Origin of the sequence: Micromonospora sp. NPDC049374 (assembly GCF_040677165.1) — a bacterium.
Lineage (GTDB): Bacteria > Actinomycetota > Actinomycetes > Mycobacteriales > Micromonosporaceae > Micromonospora.
This window is the reverse complement of the sequence record NZ_JBFAQH010000002.1, coordinates 390,719-411,133: the sequence shown is the minus strand read 5'-3', so window position 1 is coordinate 411,133 and position 20,415 is coordinate 390,719. Positions and strand designations below refer to the sequence as shown.

At 73.1% G+C, this 20,415-nt stretch carries 16 protein-coding genes and 1 pseudogene; 7 read left to right on the top strand and 10 right to left on the bottom strand.

What is annotated here, in order from left to right; genetic code table 11:
* Window positions 1-22 precede the first annotated feature (22 nt).
* Complete coding sequence (locus AB0J93_RS05275) at window positions 23-1,267, top strand: glutamate-5-semialdehyde dehydrogenase (protein ID WP_363918346.1); 1,245 nt, start codon at window positions 23-25, stop codon at window positions 1,265-1,267.
* A gap of 154 nt (window positions 1,268-1,421) precedes the next feature.
* On the opposite strand, the gene AB0J93_RS05270 is transcribed toward AB0J93_RS05275, so the two are convergent.
* The 6 genes and pseudogenes from AB0J93_RS05270 to AB0J93_RS05245 form a co-directional block, all read right to left on the bottom strand.
* A complete protein-coding gene (locus tag AB0J93_RS05270) occupies window positions 1,422-2,342 on the bottom strand; it encodes a prenyltransferase/squalene oxidase repeat-containing protein (RefSeq protein WP_363918344.1) in 921 nt (306 codons plus the stop codon).
* Between the two features lie 31 nt (window positions 2,343-2,373).
* Entirely contained in the window at window positions 2,374-3,594 is a 1,221-nt protein-coding gene (gene moeZ, locus AB0J93_RS05265) for an adenylyltransferase/sulfurtransferase MoeZ (RefSeq protein ID WP_363918342.1), read from the bottom strand.
* Window positions 3,595-3,693: 99 nt separating this feature from the next.
* A complete protein-coding gene (locus AB0J93_RS05260; RefSeq protein ID WP_363918340.1) occupies window positions 3,694-4,410 on the bottom strand; it encodes a DUF3152 domain-containing protein in 717 nt (238 codons plus the stop codon).
* Between the two features lie 190 nt (window positions 4,411-4,600).
* A complete protein-coding gene (locus tag AB0J93_RS05255) occupies window positions 4,601-5,398 on the bottom strand; it encodes a DUF3152 domain-containing protein (RefSeq protein ID WP_363918338.1) in 798 nt (265 codons plus the stop codon).
* 155 nt (window positions 5,399-5,553) lie between these two features.
* Window positions 5,554-6,528 (bottom strand): alpha/beta hydrolase, encoded by a 975-nt coding sequence (locus tag AB0J93_RS05250; RefSeq protein WP_363918336.1) that lies wholly within the window; start codon window positions 6,526-6,528, stop codon window positions 5,554-5,556.
* A 23-nt stretch (window positions 6,529-6,551) separates the two neighbouring features.
* Window positions 6,552-7,766 (bottom strand): annotated as a pseudogene (locus AB0J93_RS05245) (hypothetical protein); the annotation flags it as partial.
* 1,853 nt (window positions 7,767-9,619) lie between these two features.
* On the opposite strand from AB0J93_RS05245, the gene AB0J93_RS05240 reads away from it, so the two are divergent.
* A complete protein-coding gene (locus AB0J93_RS05240; protein ID WP_363918334.1) occupies window positions 9,620-10,258 on the top strand; it encodes a TetR/AcrR family transcriptional regulator in 639 nt (212 codons plus the stop codon).
* A gap of 63 nt (window positions 10,259-10,321) precedes the next feature.
* Window positions 10,322-10,549: a DUF3107 domain-containing protein gene (locus AB0J93_RS05235; protein ID WP_111245996.1), complete on the top strand. Its 228-nt coding sequence runs from the start codon at window positions 10,322-10,324 to the stop codon at window positions 10,547-10,549.
* A gap of 123 nt (window positions 10,550-10,672) precedes the next feature.
* Here the strand turns inward: AB0J93_RS05235 and AB0J93_RS05230 are convergent, their stop codons facing one another.
* Window positions 10,673-11,350 (bottom strand): ferritin-like fold-containing protein, encoded by a 678-nt coding sequence (locus tag AB0J93_RS05230; RefSeq protein WP_363918331.1) that lies wholly within the window; start codon window positions 11,348-11,350, stop codon window positions 10,673-10,675.
* Window positions 11,351-11,684: 334 nt separating this feature from the next.
* Between AB0J93_RS05230 and AB0J93_RS05225 the strand changes: the two genes are divergently transcribed.
* The 3 genes from AB0J93_RS05225 to AB0J93_RS05215 all read left to right on the top strand — a co-directional run bounded on the left by AB0J93_RS05225 (window position 11,685) and on the right by AB0J93_RS05215 (window position 15,384).
* On the top strand, window positions 11,685-13,406 hold the full coding sequence (locus AB0J93_RS05225; RefSeq protein ID WP_363918329.1) for a DEAD/DEAH box helicase: 1,722 nt from the start codon (window positions 11,685-11,687) through the stop codon (window positions 13,404-13,406).
* Between the two features lie 231 nt (window positions 13,407-13,637).
* Window positions 13,638-14,813: an SAM-dependent methyltransferase gene (locus tag AB0J93_RS05220; RefSeq protein ID WP_363918327.1), complete on the top strand. Its 1,176-nt coding sequence runs from the start codon at window positions 13,638-13,640 to the stop codon at window positions 14,811-14,813.
* Window positions 14,814-14,931: 118 nt separating this feature from the next.
* Window positions 14,932-15,384, top strand: coding sequence for a helix-turn-helix domain-containing protein (locus AB0J93_RS05215; protein ID WP_363918325.1), 453 nt, complete (start codon window positions 14,932-14,934; stop codon window positions 15,382-15,384).
* Here AB0J93_RS05215 and AB0J93_RS05210 read toward each other — a convergent pair.
* Window positions 15,381-16,406, bottom strand: a complete 1,026-nt coding sequence (locus tag AB0J93_RS05210) for a hypothetical protein (RefSeq protein ID WP_363918323.1) — start codon at window positions 16,404-16,406, stop codon at window positions 15,381-15,383. The two genes, AB0J93_RS05215 and AB0J93_RS05210, sit on opposite strands and share 4 nt — an antisense overlap.
* A gap of 69 nt (window positions 16,407-16,475) precedes the next feature.
* On the bottom strand, window positions 16,476-18,656 hold the full coding sequence (locus AB0J93_RS05205) for a DEAD/DEAH box helicase (protein ID WP_363918321.1): 2,181 nt from the start codon (window positions 18,654-18,656) through the stop codon (window positions 16,476-16,478).
* A 92-nt stretch (window positions 18,657-18,748) separates the two neighbouring features.
* On the opposite strand from AB0J93_RS05205, the gene AB0J93_RS05200 reads away from it, so the two are divergent.
* A complete protein-coding gene (locus AB0J93_RS05200) occupies window positions 18,749-19,546 on the top strand; it encodes a hypothetical protein (RefSeq protein WP_363918319.1) in 798 nt (265 codons plus the stop codon).
* A 4-nt stretch (window positions 19,547-19,550) separates the two neighbouring features.
* On the opposite strand, the gene AB0J93_RS05195 is transcribed toward AB0J93_RS05200, so the two are convergent.
* The gene (locus AB0J93_RS05195; RefSeq protein ID WP_363918317.1) at window positions 19,551-20,297 is read right to left on the bottom strand and encodes an SDR family NAD(P)-dependent oxidoreductase; all 747 of its coding nucleotides are present in this window, start codon (window positions 20,295-20,297) and stop codon (window positions 19,551-19,553) included.
* Window positions 20,298-20,415: the final 118 nt, after the last annotated feature.

Genomic DNA, 20,415 nt, shown 5'->3' with positions numbered 1-20,415 from the left:
GTCCAATCTGAGGAGTTGTGCAATGAGCGTGAGCGAGCAGGGCCGCCGGGCGCGAACGGCGGCGGAGACGCTGGCCGTGGCGACGCGTACCGCCAAGGACGCCGCGCTGCACGCGATGGCCGACGCGCTGGTGGCGCGTACGCCGGAGATCCTGGCGGCGAACGTCGCGGACCTGGCGGCCGGGCGCGACGCCGGGCTGAGCGCGGCCGTGCTGGACCGGCTCGCCCTCGACGAGGGGCGGGTGGCCGGCATCGCCGACGCGCTGCGCCAGATGGCCGCGCTGCCCGACCCGGTGGGCGAGGTGGTCCGGGGCTCGACCCTGCCCAACGGCCTGGAGCTGCGGCAGATCCGGGTGCCGTTCGGGGTGGTCGGCGTCATCTACGAGGGGCGGCCCAACGTGACCGTGGACGCCGCCGGGATCTGCCTGAAGGCCGGCAACGCGGCGCTGCTGCGCGGCTCCTCCTCCGCCGCGCACTCCAACGCGGCCCTGGTGACGGTGTTGCGGGACGCGATCGACGGTGCCGGTCTGCCCGCCGACGCGGTGCAGCTGGTAGACGCCAGCTCCCGCGACTCGGTCAAGGAGCTGATGCGGGCCCGGGGCCTGGTCGACGTGCTGATCCCGCGCGGCGGGGCGTCGCTGATCCGCACCGTGGTCGAGGAGTCGACCGTGCCGGTGATCGAGACCGGGGTGGGCAACTGTCACGTCTACGTGGACGCCGCCGCCGACGTGTCGATGGCGGTCGCGATCACCCTGAACGCGAAGACGCAGCGCCTGTCCACCTGCAACACGGCCGAGTCGCTGCTGGTGCACGCCGACGTCGCCGACGCCTTCCTGCCGGCGATGCTGGCCGCCTTCGCCGAGGCCGGGGTGACCGTGCACGGCGACGCGCGGGTCGCAGCCCACTCCGACGCCGTGGTTCCGGCCACCGACGAGGACTTCGGCACCGAATATCTCGCCGCGGACATCTCCGCCGCCGTCGTGGATTCGCTGGACGCGGCGGTCGCCCACATCCGGCGGTACGGCAGCGGCCACACCGAGGCGATCGTCACCGACTCTCAGTCGGCCGCCCGGGAGTTCGTGGCCCGGGTCGACTCGGCGGCCGTGATGGTCAACGCCTCGACCCGGTTCACCGACGGCGGCGAGTTCGGCTTCGGCGCCGAGATCGGCATCTCCACCCAGAAGCTGCACGCCCGCGGCCCCATGGGCCTCCCCGAGCTGACCAGCACCAAGTACGTCGTAACCGGCACCGGCCACCTCCGCCCCTGACCCACCCCACCGCCACCCACCGCCACCCACCACCGCCCTCCGCGATCTTGCACTTTCGGTCGCCGATACGAACCGATTGCCCCACTTTGAAGAGGCAAGAACTGCAAGATCGCGGGAACGCGGGGTGGGTGGGGGGTGGGGGGTGGGGATGGGGTTAGCGGAAGGCGCGGATGACGGCGAGGGTGGCGTGTACGTCGAACTGGTGGCCGTCGTCGCTGCTCCAGCCGCCGTCACTGCGCTGTGTCTCGGTGAGCCGGCGTCGGGCGGCCACCAGTGTCCACTCCTGATGGTCGACGCCCACCCGGCGCAGCGTCACCGCTAGCCAGGCGGCATCGGTCGCCGACGCCTGCGGCAGCCGCTCCGCCAGCACCGCCTTGATCTGCGCCGACTCGTAGAACATCTGCTGCCGGTGCAGGACGGCCGCGCTGAGCCAACCGGCAGCCAGGAAGGACGGCCAACTACCGTCGGGGCGCAGTTGGGTGGCGAGCGCCTGGCTGGCGGCCTGCACCACCCCGGCGTACGCCCCGCCGACCCGGTGGTCCAGCGGCCCGGCGGCCCGCGCGTCCAGGCCTGCCACGGTGAGCCAGAAGGCGGCGTTGGCGGTCAGGTACAGCCGCGCCTCCGGGTCACCCGGACGGGCCCACTCGGGCGCGGAGTCCGCGAGGGCCGGGTCCTCCTCCCAGCAGCCGTCGGGCTGCTGGCCGGCGGCGAGCCAGTCCAGCGCCCGACGGGCGCTCGGGCGGCCCAGCGCACCGAGGTCGTCCAGTTCGGCGAGGCGGAAGCAGGTGGCGTCGACCGAGGCGACCTCGTCGCCCCAGGATGCCGGCCAGCCGCCGCCGGGTGTCTGCCCGACCTCGGCGCTGTCGAGCACCTCCGGCGGTGGCTGCGTGCCGGTACGCAGCCAGGACAGGCGGGCACGCTCCACCGCATCTCCGTGAGCCACCACGAACCCGATCGCGGCGTCGATGTCGACCACGGCGGCCACGCTACCGGCGCAAACGTGATCTCGCCTCAGGAGGACGGGTAGGTGAGATCCGACCGACGGCAGGGTGGCGGCGAGGGGCCCCTCCCCCATGGACGTGGTGGAGGGGCCCCTCGGCTGTGGATCAGTACGCGGGCAGCGAGGGATCGATCTGCTTGATCCAGGAGAGCACCCCGCCCTGCACGTGCACCGCATCGCGGAAACCGGCCGCCTTCAACGCGGCCAACGCCTCGGCGGAGCGGACGCCGGACTTGCAGTGCAGCACAATCTGCCGGTCCTGCGGAAGCTTGGACAGCGCCTCACCGGAGAGGATCTCGCCCTTGGGGATCAGGGTGGCCCCGGGGATACGGACGATCTCGTACTCGGCCGGCTCCCGGACGTCGACGAGGAAGATGTCCTTGCCGGCGTCCTGCCACTCCTTCAGCTCGGAGGCGGTGATGGTCGCGTCGACCACCGCCTCCTGGGCCTCCACCGACACCGCGCCGCAGAAGTCCTCGTAGTCCTCCATGAGATCGGTGAGTGTCGGGTTCTCACCGCAGAGCACGCAGTTCGGATCCTTCCGGACCTTGATCTTGCGGTAGCTCATCTCCAGGGCGTCGTAGACCATCAACCGGCCGACAAGCGGCTCGCCGATGCCGGCGAGCAGCTTGATCGCCTCGTTGACCTGGATCGAGCCGATCGAGGCGCAGAGCACGCCCAGCACGCCACCCTCGGCGCAGGAGGGCACCATGCCCGGCGGCGGGGGCTCCGGGTAGAGGCAGCGGTAGCAGGGGCCGTGCTCGGCCCAGAACACCGACGCCTGGCCGTCGAAGCGGTAGATCGACCCCCAGACGTACGGCTTGCCGAGCAGCACCGCCGCGTCGTTGACCATGTAGCGGGTGGCGAAGTTGTCGGTGCCGTCGACGATCAGGTCGTACTGGGCGAAGATGTCGCGGACGTTGTCCCGGTCCAGCGCGGTGTTGTGGATCTCGACGTTCACCAGCGGGTTGATCTCGCGGATGCTCGCCGCGGCCGACTCGGCCTTGGACCGGCCGATGTCGGAGACGCCGTGGATGATCTGGCGCTGGAGGTTGGACTCGTCGACGGTGTCGAAGTCGATGATCCCCAGGGTGCCGACCCCCGCCGCGGCCAGGTACATCAGGGCGGGAGAACCGAGACCACCGGCACCGACACAGAGCACCCGGGCGTTCTTCAGCCGCTTCTGCCCGGTGACCCCGACGTCGGGGATGATCAGGTGGCGCGAGTAGCGGCGGATCTCGTCAACGGTCAGCTCGGCGGCGGGTTCGACGAGCGGGGGCAACGACACGGTGGACTCCCCGGGATCGATGGTGGGCAACCGGGCCATTGTCGCTCGCCGACGCGCCCATCGACCATGAGCAGGGACACGTCGCCCGCTATGCGGGAGCGGGAATACCCACCGGGCCGGTAGCGCTCGCCGCCGTGGTCAGCCGATCAGCTCGCCGGCGTACCGGTGCCCGTCGAGGAGCGGCCAGGCGTTCGGCAGGCAGCCGTCCAGGCCGTACGTCTGCTGCTGCATGACCGGCGCCGGGTCCCCCGGTGCCGGACACGCCTCGTGCCCCTCCCCGAATTCGTGCCCGACCTCATGGTTGATCACGTATGCCCGGTAGACCTCCAGCGGTGCGCCGTAATCCGGTACCGCCTCCAGCCAGCGGGCCAGATTGATGATGACCTGCCCGGGCAGCCGGCACGAGGTGTAGCCCTCGGTACTCAGTCCCCCCTCGGCGCACATCGCCTCCGAGGTGCGCGGGGTGGCGAGATAGATGGTGAAGTCGGCCGATTCCGCCTCGGCGATCCGCTGCACGCGCAGCTCCCGGGTGCCGATCCAGCTACGCGGGTCGGCCAGCACCCCGTCGACCGCGGCGGCGAAGGCGGCCGGGTCCTGGCCGGTGCCGCGTTCGACGGCCACCCGGTAGCGGACCACCGGGCCATCCTCGCCATACACCGGCGAGTGGTCACCGGCCAGCGTGAAGCTGCCGGCACCCGCCCACGGATACCTGCTCGGCCCGGACCGCTCCTCGCCTCCCGATCCGGATGCGATCCGGTTGCCGAAGCCCTGGTCCGGGGCGGCCACCCGCTGACCGGTCCGGGCCAGCAGGACCGCCGCGGTGGCGGCCAGCACCAGCACCATGCCCAGCGTCACGACCCTCCGGTACGGAACCACCGGCCTGCGGTGCCGATCCTCGGGCTCCGGCGGGTGGTCCGCGCGGCGATATTCCCGCCAAAGGGGCGAAGAGGGCATGTCATCATCGTCGCACCCTATTCCGGCACATCGCCGCATTTTGATCGACTTGCTGCCGTTCGGACGCGATACCCGCTCAGCGCGGATGGGCTCAGAGCGGGGGACCCGCGTACCGCCGGCCGTCCAGGTACGGCCACGGGTTCGCGACGCAGCCCTTGAGGAAGAGCGTCTGCTGCATCATCACCGGAGCCGGGTCGCCACGGCCCGGGCAGCGCTCGTGCCGGTTACCCAACTCGTGCCCGACCTCGTGATTGACCACGTACGTCCGGTAGAGCGACAGTGGCACGTCGGCCTCGACGAAGTGCGGTACCGACAGCCGCCAGCGGTCCAGGTTAATGATCACCTTTCCCGGTGCGCGGCAGGAGGTGTACGGCCGACCACCGACCCGGATGTCGACACCCCCGGCGGCACACATCCGGCCCGCCGTCCCGGCCGTGGCCAGGTAGACGGTGAAGTCGTGACGAGCCGTGCGCTCGACCTGCCGCAGCCGCAGCCGACCGCTGTCCACCCAACTGCCGGGGCCGGCCAGCGCCGTCCGCACCGCCAGGGCGAACTCGCCCGCGTCCACGCCGGAGCCGGACTCCACGGCCACCCGGTAGCGCCGCAGGCCACCGGCCGTACCCAGCACCGGGCCGGTCCGGTCGTCGTACCCGAAGCGACCCGGGCCGGTCGACGGGATCGAACCGGGCTCCTGCAGGACGGGTGGCGCGGGCGACGGGGACCTCTCCGCAGGCGACGGGGACACCGGCGACGGCGTCGCCACCGGCGCCAGGGCCACGGCCGGCCCGGAGACCACCGGGTCGATCTCGTCGGCCGCCCCTGAGCCCACACCGGTGCCGCCGGCCACCATCGCCACCGCGGCACCGACGGCGGTCACCAGCGCCGCCACCCGGATCAGGGCACCGGTCCCGGGCCGCCTACGACGCCCCCCGCCCGCGGCGGACCCGGTCTGGTCCGCCGCCCGATACTGGTGGCCCCGCCGGACGGCATGACGGCCAGCGGAGTGAGCCGATCGACGACGGCTACCAGGGCTGCGCATCCCGGTCATCCTGCCAGGTCGGCCCGGCGGGCGGGTTCCCTCGTCTCGGCGAGCAGCCCCAGCACGGCCCGGGCCACCAGGCGCGGCACCTCAAGTTGGGCCACGTGACCGACACCATTGATCATCAGGAGTCGGCTGTCCGGGATCACCCGGGCGGCCTGCGGCGCGACCCGCACGTCGACCAACCGGTCCTGCCGTCCCCCGATGACCAGCGAGGGCGCACGCACCGTGCCGGCCATCCGCCACAGCGAGCCCGACCCGGGCAGGTACGACCGCACGAAGCTGGACACCAGGCCACGGAAGGTCCGCACGTACGCCGCCGCGTAGTGCTCCGCCTCGTAGCGGACCCGGATCTCCTCCAGCGCCTCGCTCCGACGCTGGTCGCTGATCCGGGTGAGATCGGCCACGCACGCCTCCATCACCTGCTGGGCCATCACCTCCGGCGCGAGTTGGGCCAGCCGCCAGGCGGCCACCCGTTCGCCTCGGGGGATCGCCAGCAGCGGCAGCATCCGTCCCTGCAACGACCGGCGGAAGTCGAGGAACGGCAGGGCCGGCGACACCAGGGTCAGTGTCCGGACCAGATCCGGCCGGAGGGCGGCCACCCGCACCGAGATCGCCCCACCCAGCGAGTTGCCGAACAGGTGCACCGGCCCGCGGTCGGAGTACTCGATCCAGCGGATCACCCGGTCCGCGAAGACCGGCACGGTGTAGCGGCGGCCCGGCTCGCTGCGACCGAAGCCGGGCAGGTCGATCGCCTGACCGTCCAGCCGCTCGGCGAGCAGGCCCGCCAGGTCGGTCCAGTTCTGCGACGAGCCGCCCAGGCCGTGCACGTACAACGCCGGTTCGGCGTCCGGGCCGGTGGCCGGCGTCTCCCGGACGTAGGTGACAGCTCCGTCGAGTCGTACCTCGCGCCCCGGCCAGGGCGGCGGAACCGAGTGAGCGGGCAACAGCCGTTCGGGCCAGAGGGTGGCAGGCTTCACCGTTCCAGTCTGCCTGGAACGGCTCACGCCAGCAGCGCCTCCAGTCGACGATTGACCGCGGCCAGGGTCGCCCGCACCACCGCCTGCCGGGGATCGCCGGCCACCAGGGCGGACCCGGCCAACTGCTCGACCCACCCGTCGCAGACCAGCAGCACCACCACGGTGGCCACCTCGCAGTTGCCGAACGGCACCACCGCGGCGTGCTCCACGAAGCACCGTCCACGTTCCGCCGTGGGACCGGCGGCGTAGAGCAGCTCGTCGACCGCCGCCGCCGCCGCGACGCCGCACAACCGCAGCACGAAGCCGTCGACGGCAGGCCCGGTGGCGTACCCCGAGGCGTTCTGGTCGCCCGCGACCAGTCGGACCTCGACGTTGGCATCAAGCCCGAACGTGCTCACCTGGACGTGGTCGAGTATCACCCGGGGGCCCGGCGCCCCGCCGGTGTCCAGCGGTCGCGACGGCGCGGACTCGGTCGTGGTGAGTTGCCCGCCGGAGTAGGAGGCACCGAGGGTCACCGGACTGCCCGGCGCACCCGGCTCGTCCACGACCGCGCGGCCCCGGTTCGGCGCCGGTGACTGCCGGCGCCGACGGGTGGTCTCCGGCACGGTCTCCGGCCGGCTCGGCGGAGTCTCCGTCCGGGTGCCGCCGGGTCGGGCCGACGGACGCCGTGGCTCGACGGCCGGGCGCGTCTCACCCGCCTCGCTCCGGCTCTCCGCAGAGCGCCGACGCATCGGCACGGCAGGAACTCCGGGCAGGCCGCGCGGTGCCGCAGCCAGCCCCATCCGCTCCTGCAACAGCCGGGCGACCTGTCGACTCACCTCGGCCGGGTCGGCCCCGTCGGCGAGATCGAGACGCAGGCTGTGCGCACCCGCGGGGGTACGCCGCAGGGCGGCGTCGCGTACGCCCTCGACTCCTCGGACGGCAGCGAGGATCGCGTTGACGTCGAAGCCCTCCGGCCGGTCCCGCAGCGTGGCCGGCTCGTCGTCACGGCGGAGATGAGTGGCGATCCGGGCGAGTTCCGGGGTTTCGGCGGGTGGCTCCACAGCTGGCGGCTCCGGCACGACGGGCACGTCCGGTTCGGCAGGGACGCGCTGCGGCAACACCGCCGTGGTGCTGTCCCTCGAACGGTCGCCGGCCGGCTCAGTCGGCGGGACCGGATCGGGCGCGGACCGGCGTGCCGCATAGGGGGCTGCACTCGTCGGGACGGGCACAGAGGGGGTGCGCTCGCGGCGGCCGGGCTCACCTGGAACCTGGTCGGTCGCAGCCGCCCCGGCGGTCGGGTCCGGCGGGGCGGGAGCCGCGGCGGGCGCGGGTGTCGGCTCGTCCGGAACCGGCCGCAGCCGGAACGGTCGATACCCCGGAGGATCGGCGGCCGACCGGGCCTCGGTGACCGATGGCGTCGAGCCGGGCTCGGATGTCTCACGCCGGCTCGGCGGGCCAGGCTGCGGTGCGCTGCCGGTGGGGGCGGTCGATCGGGGTCCGGCCGGTGGGGCGCTGGTCGGATCGACGGCACCGGACGGCGTCCCGGCGGGCGGGGAACTGGCCGGATGCAGCGCCCACGGCAGGCGCTCGTCGGTCGACTGGCCGCCGGACCGGTTGCCCCAGGGCGGAGCCTCCTCGTGCCGCGTACCCCAGGGCGGGCCCTCGTTCGCCGGTGCACCGCTGACCGGCGGCAGCGCCCACGACGGACGCTCCTCCGCCGGCGGCACCTCGGACGCACGCGCCCACGACGGACGCTGGGGGGCCGGCGGTGCGCTTGTCGGGTCGCCGGCGGCCGGGGGCAGCGCCCAGGACGGACGCTCGTGGGCCGGCGGCACCTCGGACGCACGCGCCCACGAGGGAGGTTGCGGGGTCGGGGGTGCGCTGCTCGGATCGGCGGCCGGCTTGTCCACCGGATCGGGCGCGGTGGATGACTGGCCTTCGGGGACGGGCTCGGCATCCCTGCGGGGTTCGTACGTTCGGGGCCGGTCCGCGCGGACCGGCTCGTACGGACGCGTCGGCTCGGCGCGGACCGGCTCGTACGGGCGGTTGGGCTCACTGGCCCAGTTCCGGGCCGGCACCTCACGGGACCGGCGGTCGGCGGGCTCACCATCGTCGCGCGCCCACGGCGGCGCCCAGTCGCGGGCCGGGCCGGGCTGGGCCCAGCTGGGTCGGTCCGAATCGTCGGCGGGTTGTTCGACAGGCGACCAGCCGGCCGGCTGGTCAACGCCGCCCGACGCGTCCGACCAGCGGGCGGGCTGGTCGGTGCCGGCCGCCGAAGGGCGGTCAGCCGGCCCGGCGGCCTGCTCGGTGACCGGCACGGTCGGCCAGGGCTCGCCGACCGGCTCCGGCGGGAAACCGTCGTCCCAGCCCTGCTGCCGGCCGCCCGTCGGGCCCTCCCCGGACCGTTCGGCGGTGGGCGCGTGCAGGCCGGGCGGCATCTCGAAGCCGGAGGGGGCCGTGCCGACCGGCGGCACCTGCACGGCCGGGGGTGACGAGGTCGGCAGAACGGTACCGGTGGTGACCGGTTGCTCGCCGGACGGAGCCGGGCGGGGCGCCGGTACGACGAGCCGGTCCTGCCCGGGGTCCTGACCCGGCCCAAGCAGGCCGGGCGGTGCGCTGACCGGGGCATGCCGGTTGGCCGGCGTCTGGTCGGCGACGGGCGCGCCGTTCGTCCGGTGGCCGTTGACGTGGTTGCCGTTCACCCGCACGGGCCGCTCCGGCTCCGCCTGCTCACCGACGGGAGCGGGCAGGTCGGCGTGGCGTGACGAGGCGGTGGCCCAGCCGGACGGGGCCTCCGGCCGCGGCCTGGTCGTGTCGGAACCCGGCACGACCTCGGGGCCCCACGACCAGTCGACCGGCGGCGGCGCCCACCCGTTGCCGGAACGGGCCAGGTCATCGCGCTGACCCGTCCCGTCGCCGTGCTCTCCCGGGGTGGCGGCACCGGGTTGCCCTGTTTCACTCACCGCGCGCTCCTTGGTCGCCCCCGCTGAGGCTACCGTGTGGCGACAGTGGCGATAAGTTACAGCGGCGGGCCAATTCCGCGAGGGGCCGAGGGGCCCCGACCGGTTCGGGTGATATGCCGGCCCGTACGACAACCTCGGAGGTTCCCATGACCGCTGTGGGGAACGGCGCCCAGACCGCCGGACGACCCACGCGCCTGCCCCGTTCGGCGCGCCGCAAGCAGCTACTCGCCGCTGCTCAGGAGGTGTTCGTCGCGCACGGTTACCACGCTGCGGCCATGGACGACATCGCCGAGCGGGCCGGGGTCTCCAAGCCGGTGCTGTACCAACACTTCCCCGGCAAGATGGAGCTCTATCTCGCGCTGCTCGACACGCACTGTGACGCAATCGTCGCCAAGGTGCACGACGCCATGGCAAGCACCACCGACAACAAGGAGCGGGTCAGCGCGTCGGTGCGGGCGTACTTCGACTTCGTCGATCACGAGAGCGAGGCCTTCCGCCTGGTCTTCGAGTCGGACCTGCGCAACGAGCCGGCAGTGCGGCAGCGCGTGGAGCGGGTCGAGCAGGGCTGCATCGCGGCGATCACCGACACGATCATCTCCGACACCGGGGTCAGCCGGGCGCACGCCGAGTTGCTCGCCTCGGGCCTGGTCGGCGCGGCCGAGACCGCCGCGCAGTTCTGGTTGGCCGGCGGCCGTCAGGTGCCCAAGGCGGAGGCCGAGGCGTTGGTCGCGGCGCTGTCCTGGCGGGGCATCGCCAGCTTCCCGCTGCAAGGTGAGTCAGCCTGACCTTCGACCTTGTGATCGGATAGCCTTCGCAGGGCGGCCATTTCGCCCGATGGAGGAGGCACAGTGGAGGTCAAGATCGGCGTGCAGTACGCGCCGCGCGAGCTGGTCCTGGAGAGCGCACAGTCGCCGGCCGAGATCGAGCAGATCGTGACCGACGCCGTCGCCAGGGGCGAGGGCACTCTCTCCCTGACCGACGAGAAGGGGCGGCGGGTGATCGTACCGGTCGGCAAGGTCGCCTATGTCGAGATCGCCGAGGCGTCCCCTCGGGCGGTCGGTTTCACCGTCCGCTGACGTTCTGACAGACCGGCGACAGGACCGGCGGGGCGGGGATGTCTCGCCACACCGCCCTGTTGCCGGTCTCTGCTCGGCTGCCGCGCTCGACTCGGTTGTCTCGACTCGGTTGTCGAGCCCGACTCAGTTGTTGAGCCCGACGGCGGCCATCCGCGCGGTGTGCGCGGCGGTCAGCCGCCGGAACAATTCCGCCACGTCGACGTCACCACCTGCGGCGATCAGCCTGGTGAGGGCCCCCTGGTCGGCGGAGGCGACCCGCCCCGCCTGGGACAGCGCCTCGCCGACCAGACGTCGAGCCCACATCGACAGTCGGCCCGCCACGGTCGGATCGGCCCCGATGGCGAGCCGGATCTCGGCGGCGGCGAACTCCGCGTACCGCGACTCGTGCAGCACGTCGAGGACCAGTTGGCGGTCGGGCTCCCCCAGCGCGACGGCGATCTCCCGGAGGAAGTCGTCGGTGATCGCATCACCGACGTACGCCTTGGTGACCGCCTCCGCCCAGTCGCGGGGCTCGGTCGAGTCGTGGTATGCCTGCAACGGCGTGACGTACGCCGCCATCGCGTCGTCCGGCGGCACACCAAGCGCGGTGAGCCGGTCGGCCACCCGCCGGTAATTGGCGATCTCGGCAGCGGCCATCTCACTCAAGGCGGCCCGGCGGCGCAGGTCGGGCGCGAGCCGGGCGTCGGCCGCCATCCGGTCGAAGGCGAGCAGTTCGCCGAGGGCCACCAGGCCGAGCAGGTCGGCGACGGTCTGGCCGGGCGCGTTGGGGGCGGCGTGGCCGGGCGGGGTGGGGGCGGACACGTGCGCAGGCTACCGTCCGGCCGGAGCACCGGCAGGCCCGCACGAACCGCCCTCCACCCGGCTAGATGTGATACAGGTCACTTACAAACCTTTGCGCCGTCGCTCGTCGCCGCGGAATCGGGACTCTGTTTGGCCCGTTCAGGTAGCATGGAGGAGTTGCCGTAGGCGCCGATCCGGCCGGAGTCAACTCCGATCCGGTCGAAGTCCGACCCACGGCGCGCGTGCGGCCCGGTCGCGCCCGGCTCTCTGCCGCCGACCGTGTGGCCCGCGCCATACCGAACGCGCCCTGAGGACATGACGGGGCGCACCCACGAGAGGGCACCCCCAAATCCACATGAGTGAGCCGATTCAAGAAATCACCGACGGCCAGGAACTGGCCCCGACCGCCCCGGTCCGACCGGAGGCACCGACCTTTGCCGAGCTCGGCGCGCGTGCCGAGACCGTCGACGCGCTGGCCGCGGCCGGCATCACCCGCGCCTTCGCCATCCAGGAGTACGCACTGCCGATCGCGCTGCGCGGAGCCGACCTGATCGGGCAGGCACCGACCGGCACCGGCAAGACGCTGGGCTTCGGCGTCCCGCTGCTGGAGCGGGTCTTCGCACCCGACGAGGGCGGCGACGGACTGCCGCAGGCCCTGGTCGTCGTACCGACCCGCGAGCTGGGCATCCAGGTGGCCAAGGACATCGCCGCCGCCAGCCGCACCCGGGGCGTACGCGTGCTGCCGATCTACGGCGGCGTCGCGTACGAGCCGCAGATCGACGCGCTGCGCAAGGGCGTGGAGATCCTCGTCGGCACGCCGGGTCGCCTGCTGGACCTCGCCAAGCAGAAGCACCTGCGCCTGCACGGGGTACGCGCGCTGGTCCTGGACGAGGCCGACCGGATGCTCGACCTCGGATTCCTCGACGACGTCGAGCGGATCCTGGCGATGCTGCCGGAGGATCGGCAGACCATGCTCTTCTCCGCGACCATGCCGGACCCGATCGTGACGCTGTCCCGGCGCTTCCTGCGCCACCCGATCACGATCCACGCCGGGCACAGCGCCGAGACCGGCCCCTCGCCGCAGACGGAGCAGCTCGTCTACCGCACCCACTCGATGAACAAGATCGAGATCGTGGCCCGGATCCTTCAGGCCGAGAGCCGTGGCCTGACCATCATCTTCACCCGGACCAAGCGGGCCGCCGACCGGGTCGCCGAGGACCTGGACTTCCGGGGCTTCGCGGTCGCGGCGGTGCACGGCGACCTCGGTCAGGGTGCCCGCGAGCGGGCCCTGCGGGCCTTCCGGGCCGGAAAGATCGACACCCTGGTCGCCACCGACGTGGCGGCCCGGGGCATCGACGTCAGCGGCGTCACGCACGTGATCAACTACGACTGCCCGGAAGACCAGGACACTTACACCCACCGGATCGGCCGGACCGGTCGGGCCGGCGCGAGCGGCGTCGCGGTGACCTTCGTCGACTGGGACGACATGCCCCGCTGGCGGATCATCGACAAGACGCTCGGACTGGACATGCCCGAGCCGCCGGAGACGTATCACACCTCGCCGCACCTCTACACCGACCTGCACATCTCCACCGAGATCACCGGCACCCTGCCGACCGCCGAGCGCACCCGCGCCGGGTTGGCCGCCGAGGTCGAGGAGGATCTGGGCGGTGGCCGTCCCCGGCGGGGTGAGCCGCGCGGCACCCGCCGCCGCGGTCAAGGCGAGGGCGGCCGTGGTGAGGGTGGTCGGAGTGAGGGCGGCCGTGGCGACGGTGGCCGTGGACGCGGCGGCAGCGGTCGCCGGCAGGACGGTGCCGACACCACGCCAACCGACGCCACCGGGAGTGACGCCGAGGAAGGCACCCGTACCCCCCGACGTCGCCGGCGTCGCCGGGCCGGCGAGGCGGTGGCGGGCGCCGAGACGGCCTCGACGGCCGTCGACAGCACCCCCGCCGAGGCGACCACCGGCCGCGGCGAGGACGTCGCCGGTGAGGCCGCTCCGCGCCCGCGCCGCCGCCGACGCCGCCGTGGTACCGCTGCCGACAGCGGTACGCCGGCCGAGGCAACCACCGACTGACGACGTACCGCCCGAAGCAGCGGCGAGCGGCCAGTGCCACTGGACCGACCCGTCGCCGCCCGGGCGGTACTTCCTTGTCCGGCCCCTTTGCTCTGCTTCACTCCACGCACCGGCTTCGAGTCGAACCGGTGCGTCGGTTGACGCAGTGCTGAGGGATGGCAGCGCGGGCGGCGAGCGGTTAGCGCCTGCCGGCCGACGATGCCGCCCAGTCGTCCCCGGAAAGATGGAGCGATGCCCGAACCACTGGACTCCGCCCTGGCCGAGGTCCGCTCGATGCTGCTCGGACCGGCCCTCACCCGGGCCGTGGCGGCCGGACGGCGGCGCGGCCAGCGTCCCTCGATGATCCGGGCCGAGTTGCGGCCGGTCGCTCTCAAGGCCGGTCAGCGGCTACAGATTTCCACCTCCGACGGGGCCCGGCCACACACCCGGAATCTGAGCCCCGGGCCGGAGGCGAACGCCGCGGTGGAGGCGCTGCTGGCCGAGCCGTTCGGCAACTGGCATGTGGAGACCGCCGACGCCACCCTGCAACTGCGGGTCACCAAATCCGGTGAGGCCCAGGTGCACCGCAGCGCGGCGAGCCAGCCGGCCGCTCCAGCGGCAGCCTCCGGGCACGACCGGGCCAAGGAGTACCTGCTCGATCCGGGCGATCCGCTCTTCGCCGCGATCGGCGGCTCGGCGGCCAAGCGACGACAGGTGGACGCGTTCCTACGGGCGCTGACCGCCACCCTCCCCGACGGGCTGGCCGGGCAGTTGGACCGACCGCTACGAGTGGTCGACCTGGGCTGCGGCAACGCCTACCTGACCTTCGCCGCGTACCGCTATCTGTCCACGTCGGGCGTCGACGTCGAGCTGGTGGGTGTGGACGTGCGCGACGACCAGCGCCGCCGCAACACCGAGCTGGCCGAGCGGCTGGGCTGGGCCGGGCGGGTGCGATTCGTCGCCGGCACGATCGCCGACGCGGCCGTCGAACCGCCACCCGATCTGGTGCTCGCGCTGCACGCCTGCGACACCGCCACCGACGAGGCGCTGGCCCGGGCGGTGGGCTGGCACGCCCGTTGGGTGCTCGCCGCGCCGTGCTGCCACCACGACGTCGCGGCGCAGCTGCGTAACCGGCCGGCTCCGGGGCCGTACGACCTGCTCACCCGGCAGGGCATCCTGCGGGAGCGCTTCGCGGACGTCCTCACCGACGCGCTGCGCGCCGGGCTGCTGCGGCTGCACGGCTACCGGGCCGAGGTGGTCGAGTTCGTCGACTCCGCGCACACTCCACGGAACCTGCTCATCCGGGCCCGACGAACCGGCGCCGACCCGACCGCCGCCCAGCGTGCGGAGTACCGGGAACTGGTCGCCCAGTGGCAGCTCACCCCCCGGCTGGAGACGCTGCTCGCGCAGGTGTCGTCGGCGGTGTGACGGATTCGCGTCTCGCCACCGCAATCGTCTGGTCGATCAGTCAGTTGTCCGGCGTCGTTCCCGTACTACTCTCGAAGAGCGCACCGTCGGGTGCCGGTCGGGAGGGAAGACCCACCGGATGGGTTCGGCAGAGGTTTCGCCGCAGATGGCCTTCGCGCGTTTCGTGCGCCGTGCCATCGACGACGCCCGTGAGGAGCGCGGCTGGACCGTCACCGACCTGGCCGCCCACACCGGCGTCGGTCGCTCGACCGTCTTCCGCTGGCTCGCCGGTGACTGGCAGGACTATCCCGAACTGGCCAAGGTCCGCGGCTTCTGCGCCGCGCTCGACCTGCCGGTGGCGGCTGCCTTCCGCGCTCTCGGTCTGCCCGACGCCGGCCCCGGGTCGTGGCGACGCGGTGACGACGGCCCGGTGGAGGCCGATGTGCGGGTCATCCTGCAACGGCTGGCGGATCCAGCGGTGCCGGCGGAGGAGAAGCACCACATCCGCGACCTGCTGCGCTACCTCGCCCGGCGGCCGATCCGCCGGTCGGTTGACCCCACCGCCGCACCGATCCGCCGGACGGCGGGCTAAGACACCGACACCGTGAACTCTGCCGTGCGTACCTCTCCCCCGGTCGCGAAGTCCAGGTAGAGGCGGTACCGTCCGGGCCCCGGCGTGGTGAGCCAGAACCGGATCGCCCCGTCGACCAGCTCCGCCTCCGGGTGCACGTGCAGGTAGCCGAGGTCACCCTCGCGCAACGCGACGAGGTGACCGTACGCGCCGAGGTAGTGCTCCAGCGCCGGGCTCGCGCCGTCCGCCCCGGTGATCCGGAAGTCGACCGGCACGGTGAGCCCAGGCTGGGGAGCCCCCTGGTACTCGACGGTGAACTCGTCGGCCCTGGTCGTGATCTCCGGACCGGGCAGGTCGCGGGGCGTGTAGCCACCGGGCGCGGCCAGATCCACCCCGAGCGTCGTCGCCGTCTGCCGGCCGTCGTCGGCGAGGGCGGTGAAGTCGGCGTACGCGCGCCAGACGCCGGGCGACGGCAGCGTCAGCGGCACCGACCAGGTGCCGTCCACCGCCATGGTCGGGTGCAGGTGCTGGTAGCCGGACAGGTCCCGACGTACCACGATCACGTGCATCGGCTTGTCGTGCACCACCGCGAACCGGGTGACCGTCCGACGCTGCCCGTCCCGGATCTGGAACCGCAGCTCACCTGCCTGCCCGGCGGTGAACTCGGCGGTCAGCGGGGTGAGGGTGTAACCGTCGCGGCTGACCGCCAGACCGCCGGCCTCGGCCGCCGCGCCCTGGTCGACACCGTGTGAATGTGCGCCGGCACCCGGGGCGTGGGGGTGATCGGCCAGCGCACTGTCGGTGCCGCCGGCCGCCGTGGAACCGCCGCCTCCGTTGATCCGCCCGAGCCCGAACCCGAGCAGCACCGCCAGCACGAGCCCGCCGACCACCAGCGCCAACCGCAGTGTGGCCCGGTCCGGCACGGCCGAGGCCGCGCCAGGGTCCTGGCCAGCCGGAGTCGCGCCGGTGTCCTGGCCGGCGACTGGTCGCTCGGCGGTGCGTACCGACCCGAACGCGGGCGCGTCGGGTGCCTGGTCAGCCATGCGCCCACCGTACCGCCGGCTCGATCGGGCACCCGGCGGGCCGATCGGATCGTGGTTCCGGTCGCATCCTCAGGCGGCCACGGCGAGAGCGAGCGGCAGCACGCCGGAGGCACCGGCGCGGCGGAGTTCCCGGGCCGCCATCGTCATGGTCCAGCCGGAGTCGACCAGGTCGTCCACCAGCAGCACCGGGCCGTCCAGGTCGGCGACGGCCTCGGCGAGGTCGCCGGGCACGGTGAGGGTGCCGTGCAGGGCGCGTACCCGCTGCGCGCTGTTGCCACGCGGACCGTCGGCGGCCACCGGCCCGGCGGGGATCACCTGGCCCAGCAGCGGCAGCCGGCCGACGGCGGCGATCCGCTCGGCCAGCGAACCGACAAGCGTCGGGCGGGTCCGCGAGCCTACCGAGACCAACCCGGTCGGGCGGTTCGGCCAGGGGTCGTCACCGTGCGCCCACGCCTTGAGCACCTCGACCACGGCGGCGGCCACGTCCTCGGGCACCGGGCCGTCCGGCGCACCCGGGCCGACCAGCCCGCGCAGCCGACCACCCCAGCCGAGATCCGACAGCCGGCCGACGGCGCGGCCCGGCAGTGCCTGTTCCGTCGGGGCGATGCGTCCCTTCAGCGGTACGCCGACCGGCTCCAGCCCGGTCGGCCAGAGCTTCTTCGGCGCGATCTGCACCCCGGGGCGGCCGAGGAAGGTCTGCGCAGCGCTAAGCGCTGCCGCCGACACCTCGGGCGGAAACAGCGCCTCGGCGCAACGGTCGCACCGGCCGCAGTCGACCGCTTCCGCATCGTCCAGACATTCCCGCAGGTAGCGCATCCGGCAGCCGGTGGTCGCCGCGTACTCGACCATGGCTTGTTGTTCGGCGCTGCGGGCGGCGGCGACCCGGCCCAGCCGGGCCTCGTCGTAGGTCCAGGGCTCGCCGGTGGCGAGCCAGCCGCCTCGTACCCGGCGGACCGCGCCGTCCACGTCGAGCACCTTGAGCATCAGTTCCAACCGGGCCCGTCGCAGGTCCACCAGGGGCTCCAGGGCCTGCGTGGACAGCGGCCGGTCGGTGTGCAGCGCGGCCAGCACCGCACGGACCTGCTCCTCGGGCGGGAAGGCCAGTGAGGCGAAGTACCGCCAGATGGCCGCATCCTCCACGCCGGGCAGCAACAGCACCTCGGCGTGTTCGACGGCCCGCCCGGCCCGGCCGACCTGCTGGTAGTAGGCGATCGGCGACGGCGGTGCGCCGAGGTGCACGACGAAGCCGAGATCCGGCTTGTCGAAGCCCATGCCGAGCGCGCTGGTGGCCACCAGGGCCTTGATCTTGTTGTCCAGCAGGTCCTGCTCGGCGGCGCGGCGGTCGGCGTCCTCGGCCTGCCCGGTGTACGCGGCCACCGCCCAGCCGCGCGAGCGGAGGAACTCGGCGGTCTCGGTCGCCGAGGCCACCGTCAACGTGTAGACGATGCCGGAACCGGGGAGCTGATCCAGGTGGTCGGCGAGCCAACCGAGCCGGTGCGCCGGGCTCGGCAGGTCGAGCACGCCCAACCGCAGCGACTCCCGGTCCAGGCTGCCACGCAGCACCAGGACGTCCGGTCGCGGCCCGGTCGCCACGGTCGGTTCGGTGCCCAGTTGCTCGGCCACGTCCCGGGTCACCCGGGCGTTGGCGGTGGCGGTCGTCGCGAGCACCGGGGTGCGGTCGGGCAGGTTACCGAGGAAGGTACGCAGCCGGCGGTAGTCCGGCCGGAAGTCGTGCCCCCAGTCCGACACGCAGTGCGCCTCGTCGACCACCAGCAGACCGGTGGTGGCGGCCAGCTGCGGTAGTACGGCGTCCCGGAAGTCCGGGTTGTTGAGCCGTTCCGGGCTGATCAGCAGCACGTCCACCGTGCCGGCGTGGATCTCGGCGGTGATCGCGTCCCACTCGTCCAGGTTCGCCGAGTTGATCGTGCGGGCCCGGATACCGGCCCGGGCCGCGGCGTCGACCTGGTTACGCATCAGGGCCAGCAACGGCGACACGATGACCGTGGGCCCGGCGGGAGCGGCCCGGCCGTGCGTCTCGTCGCCGTCGCGCTCGCGCAACAGCGCGGTCGCCACGAAGTACACGGCCGACTTGCCCCACCCGGTGCGCTGCACACACAGCACCCGCCGGCGGTCCACCACCAGCGCCTCGATCGCCCGCCACTGGTCCTCGCGAAGCCGGGCCTGCGCGCCGGCCAGCCGCCGCAGCACCGCCTCGGCCCGCTCCCGTACCGCCGTCCGTTCCTGGCCCATCCGACGTTTCTACCAGCGCCGCGACAGCAGAGTCGGGCCGCGGCCGGGAGTGTGTTCTACCATTCCCGTTCGATCCCGGAGAGAGAGACGAGATGACTCAGCGAACCGGTACCACCGCCACGACCCGCCGTCTCGCGGCCGTGGCCGCCGCCCTACTGGCCGCGACCATGGTGGCCGGCTGCGACGACGAGACCACCCCCGCGGCGGCTCCACCGCCGCCGGACCCGAAGCAGGAGTTGCTGGCGGCCGTGCCGGGTGAACAGGACCCGGCCTTCCGCTTCACCACAAGCGACTCCTCGGGTGACGTCTCCGGCGTGGTCGACCCGGCGAACCGAGGCATGGACATCGACACCGTCACCAAGGACAAGGACTTCACGCTTGAGATGTCCTTCCGGATGGTCGAGTCACGCACCTGGATGAAGGTGAACTTCAAGGGCGCCAAGGACATCCAGAAGTTGATGAAGCTGCCCACCAAGTGGATGGAGCTGGACCCGGCGAAGATCGAGGGACCGGACTCGCTGCCCACCTACGAGGGCACCGACCCGGGCAACGCCGACGCGATCATCCGCGCCGCCACCGACGTGCAGGCCGGTGAGCCTGGCACGTACACCGGTGTGGTGGACCTGTCCGCCGCGCCGGACCTGGCGGACGCGCTGGAGGGTGTGGCCGCGCTCGACGACGCCGACGGGCAGCTCCCGCTCAGCGCGGTGGTCGGCGCGGACGGCAACCTGTCCTCGCTGACGCTGGAGATCCCGGCCGCCGGCAAGAAGAAGGCGTCCGAGTACGTGGTCGAGTACTTCGACTTCGGCGCCGCCCCGGCGGTGGTCGCGTTCACCGAAAAGCAGGCCCAGCAGGCCCCGACCGCTGCCTACGACATGCTCAACGGCTGATCGGTCAGCGGCCGAGCACCGACCCCCCGTTGACCCCGAGCACCTGGCCGGTGACGTAGCCGGCGGCGGGGCTGGCCAGGTAGCGCACCGACTCGGCGACGTCGTCCGGCACCCCGGCCCGTCCGACCAGGGTCGCGGCCACCCGCTGCGCATGGCCCTCCGGGGTCATCCGGCCGGCGAAGAACTCGGTCTCCGCCACGTAGCCCGGGCTGACCACGTTTACCGTGATCTGGTCCGGCCCGAGCTGGGCCGCGAGGCTGTACGCCCAGCCGTGCAGCGCCGCCTTCGCCGCCGAGTACGCGTCGCCGCCACCGCGCTGCGCGGCGATGGAGCTGACCAGGATCACCCGCCCGCCGGGCCGGCGCAGTGCCGGTCGCAACGCCTCGGTGAGCAGCACCGCGGTGAGCACGTTGGTGTCCAGGGTCGCCCGCCAGTTCGCGGCGATCCCGGCAAGCGTGCCGCTGTCCCCGCTGTGGTAGCCGCCAGCGTTGTTGACCACCACGTCGACCGGCCGTTCACCGACCGCCTCGACCACCTTCAGCACCTCGTCGGGGTCGGTGAGGTCCGTCGTCACGGCACGGATCGCCTCGGGACGGCCACATTCGGCTCCGATCCGCTCGGCCGTGGCCGTGAGCTTCTCCGCGCGCCGGCCCACGACCAGCACCGAGCACCCGTCCACGACGAGCGCCCGCGCCACGGCCGCCCCGATTCCCGTACCGCCGCCGCTGACCACGGCCAACCGCTCGCTCATGCTGTCCTTTCCCGCACCACTCGTCCCGTACCGGTCCGTCCGGATCCGCCACCGTTGTTCCGTAGCGCGAGGGTGGCCGCACCGGACACCGGGCCGGCCCGGACCACAGCGCCGGTCC

What these genes read in the sequence shown, in the direction of transcription:
- AB0J93_RS05275 (WP_363918346.1), top strand. Translation starts at nt 23, where the DNA reads ATGAGCGTGAGCGAGCAGGGCCGCCGGGCGCGAACGGCGGCGGAGACG.
- AB0J93_RS05270 (WP_363918344.1), bottom strand. Translation starts at nt 2,342, where the DNA reads ATGGGGGAGGGGCCCCTCGCCGCCACCCTGCCGTCGGTCGGATCTCAC.
- moeZ (WP_363918342.1), bottom strand. Translation starts at nt 3,594, where the DNA reads ATGGCCCGGTTGCCCACCATCGATCCCGGGGAGTCCACCGTGTCGTTG.
- AB0J93_RS05240 (WP_363918334.1), top strand. Translation starts at nt 9,620, where the DNA reads ATGACCGCTGTGGGGAACGGCGCCCAGACCGCCGGACGACCCACGCGC.
- AB0J93_RS05225 (WP_363918329.1), top strand. Translation starts at nt 11,685, where the DNA reads ATGAGTGAGCCGATTCAAGAAATCACCGACGGCCAGGAACTGGCCCCG.
- AB0J93_RS05220 (WP_363918327.1), top strand. Translation starts at nt 13,638, where the DNA reads ATGCCCGAACCACTGGACTCCGCCCTGGCCGAGGTCCGCTCGATGCTG.
- AB0J93_RS05215 (WP_363918325.1), top strand. Translation starts at nt 14,932, where the DNA reads ATGGGTTCGGCAGAGGTTTCGCCGCAGATGGCCTTCGCGCGTTTCGTG.
- AB0J93_RS05210 (WP_363918323.1), bottom strand. Translation starts at nt 16,406, where the DNA reads ATGGCTGACCAGGCACCCGACGCGCCCGCGTTCGGGTCGGTACGCACC.
- AB0J93_RS05205 (WP_363918321.1), bottom strand. Translation starts at nt 18,656, where the DNA reads ATGGGCCAGGAACGGACGGCGGTACGGGAGCGGGCCGAGGCGGTGCTG.
- AB0J93_RS05200 (WP_363918319.1), top strand. Translation starts at nt 18,749, where the DNA reads ATGACTCAGCGAACCGGTACCACCGCCACGACCCGCCGTCTCGCGGCC.
- AB0J93_RS05195 (WP_363918317.1), bottom strand. Translation starts at nt 20,297, where the DNA reads ATGAGCGAGCGGTTGGCCGTGGTCAGCGGCGGCGGTACGGGAATCGGG.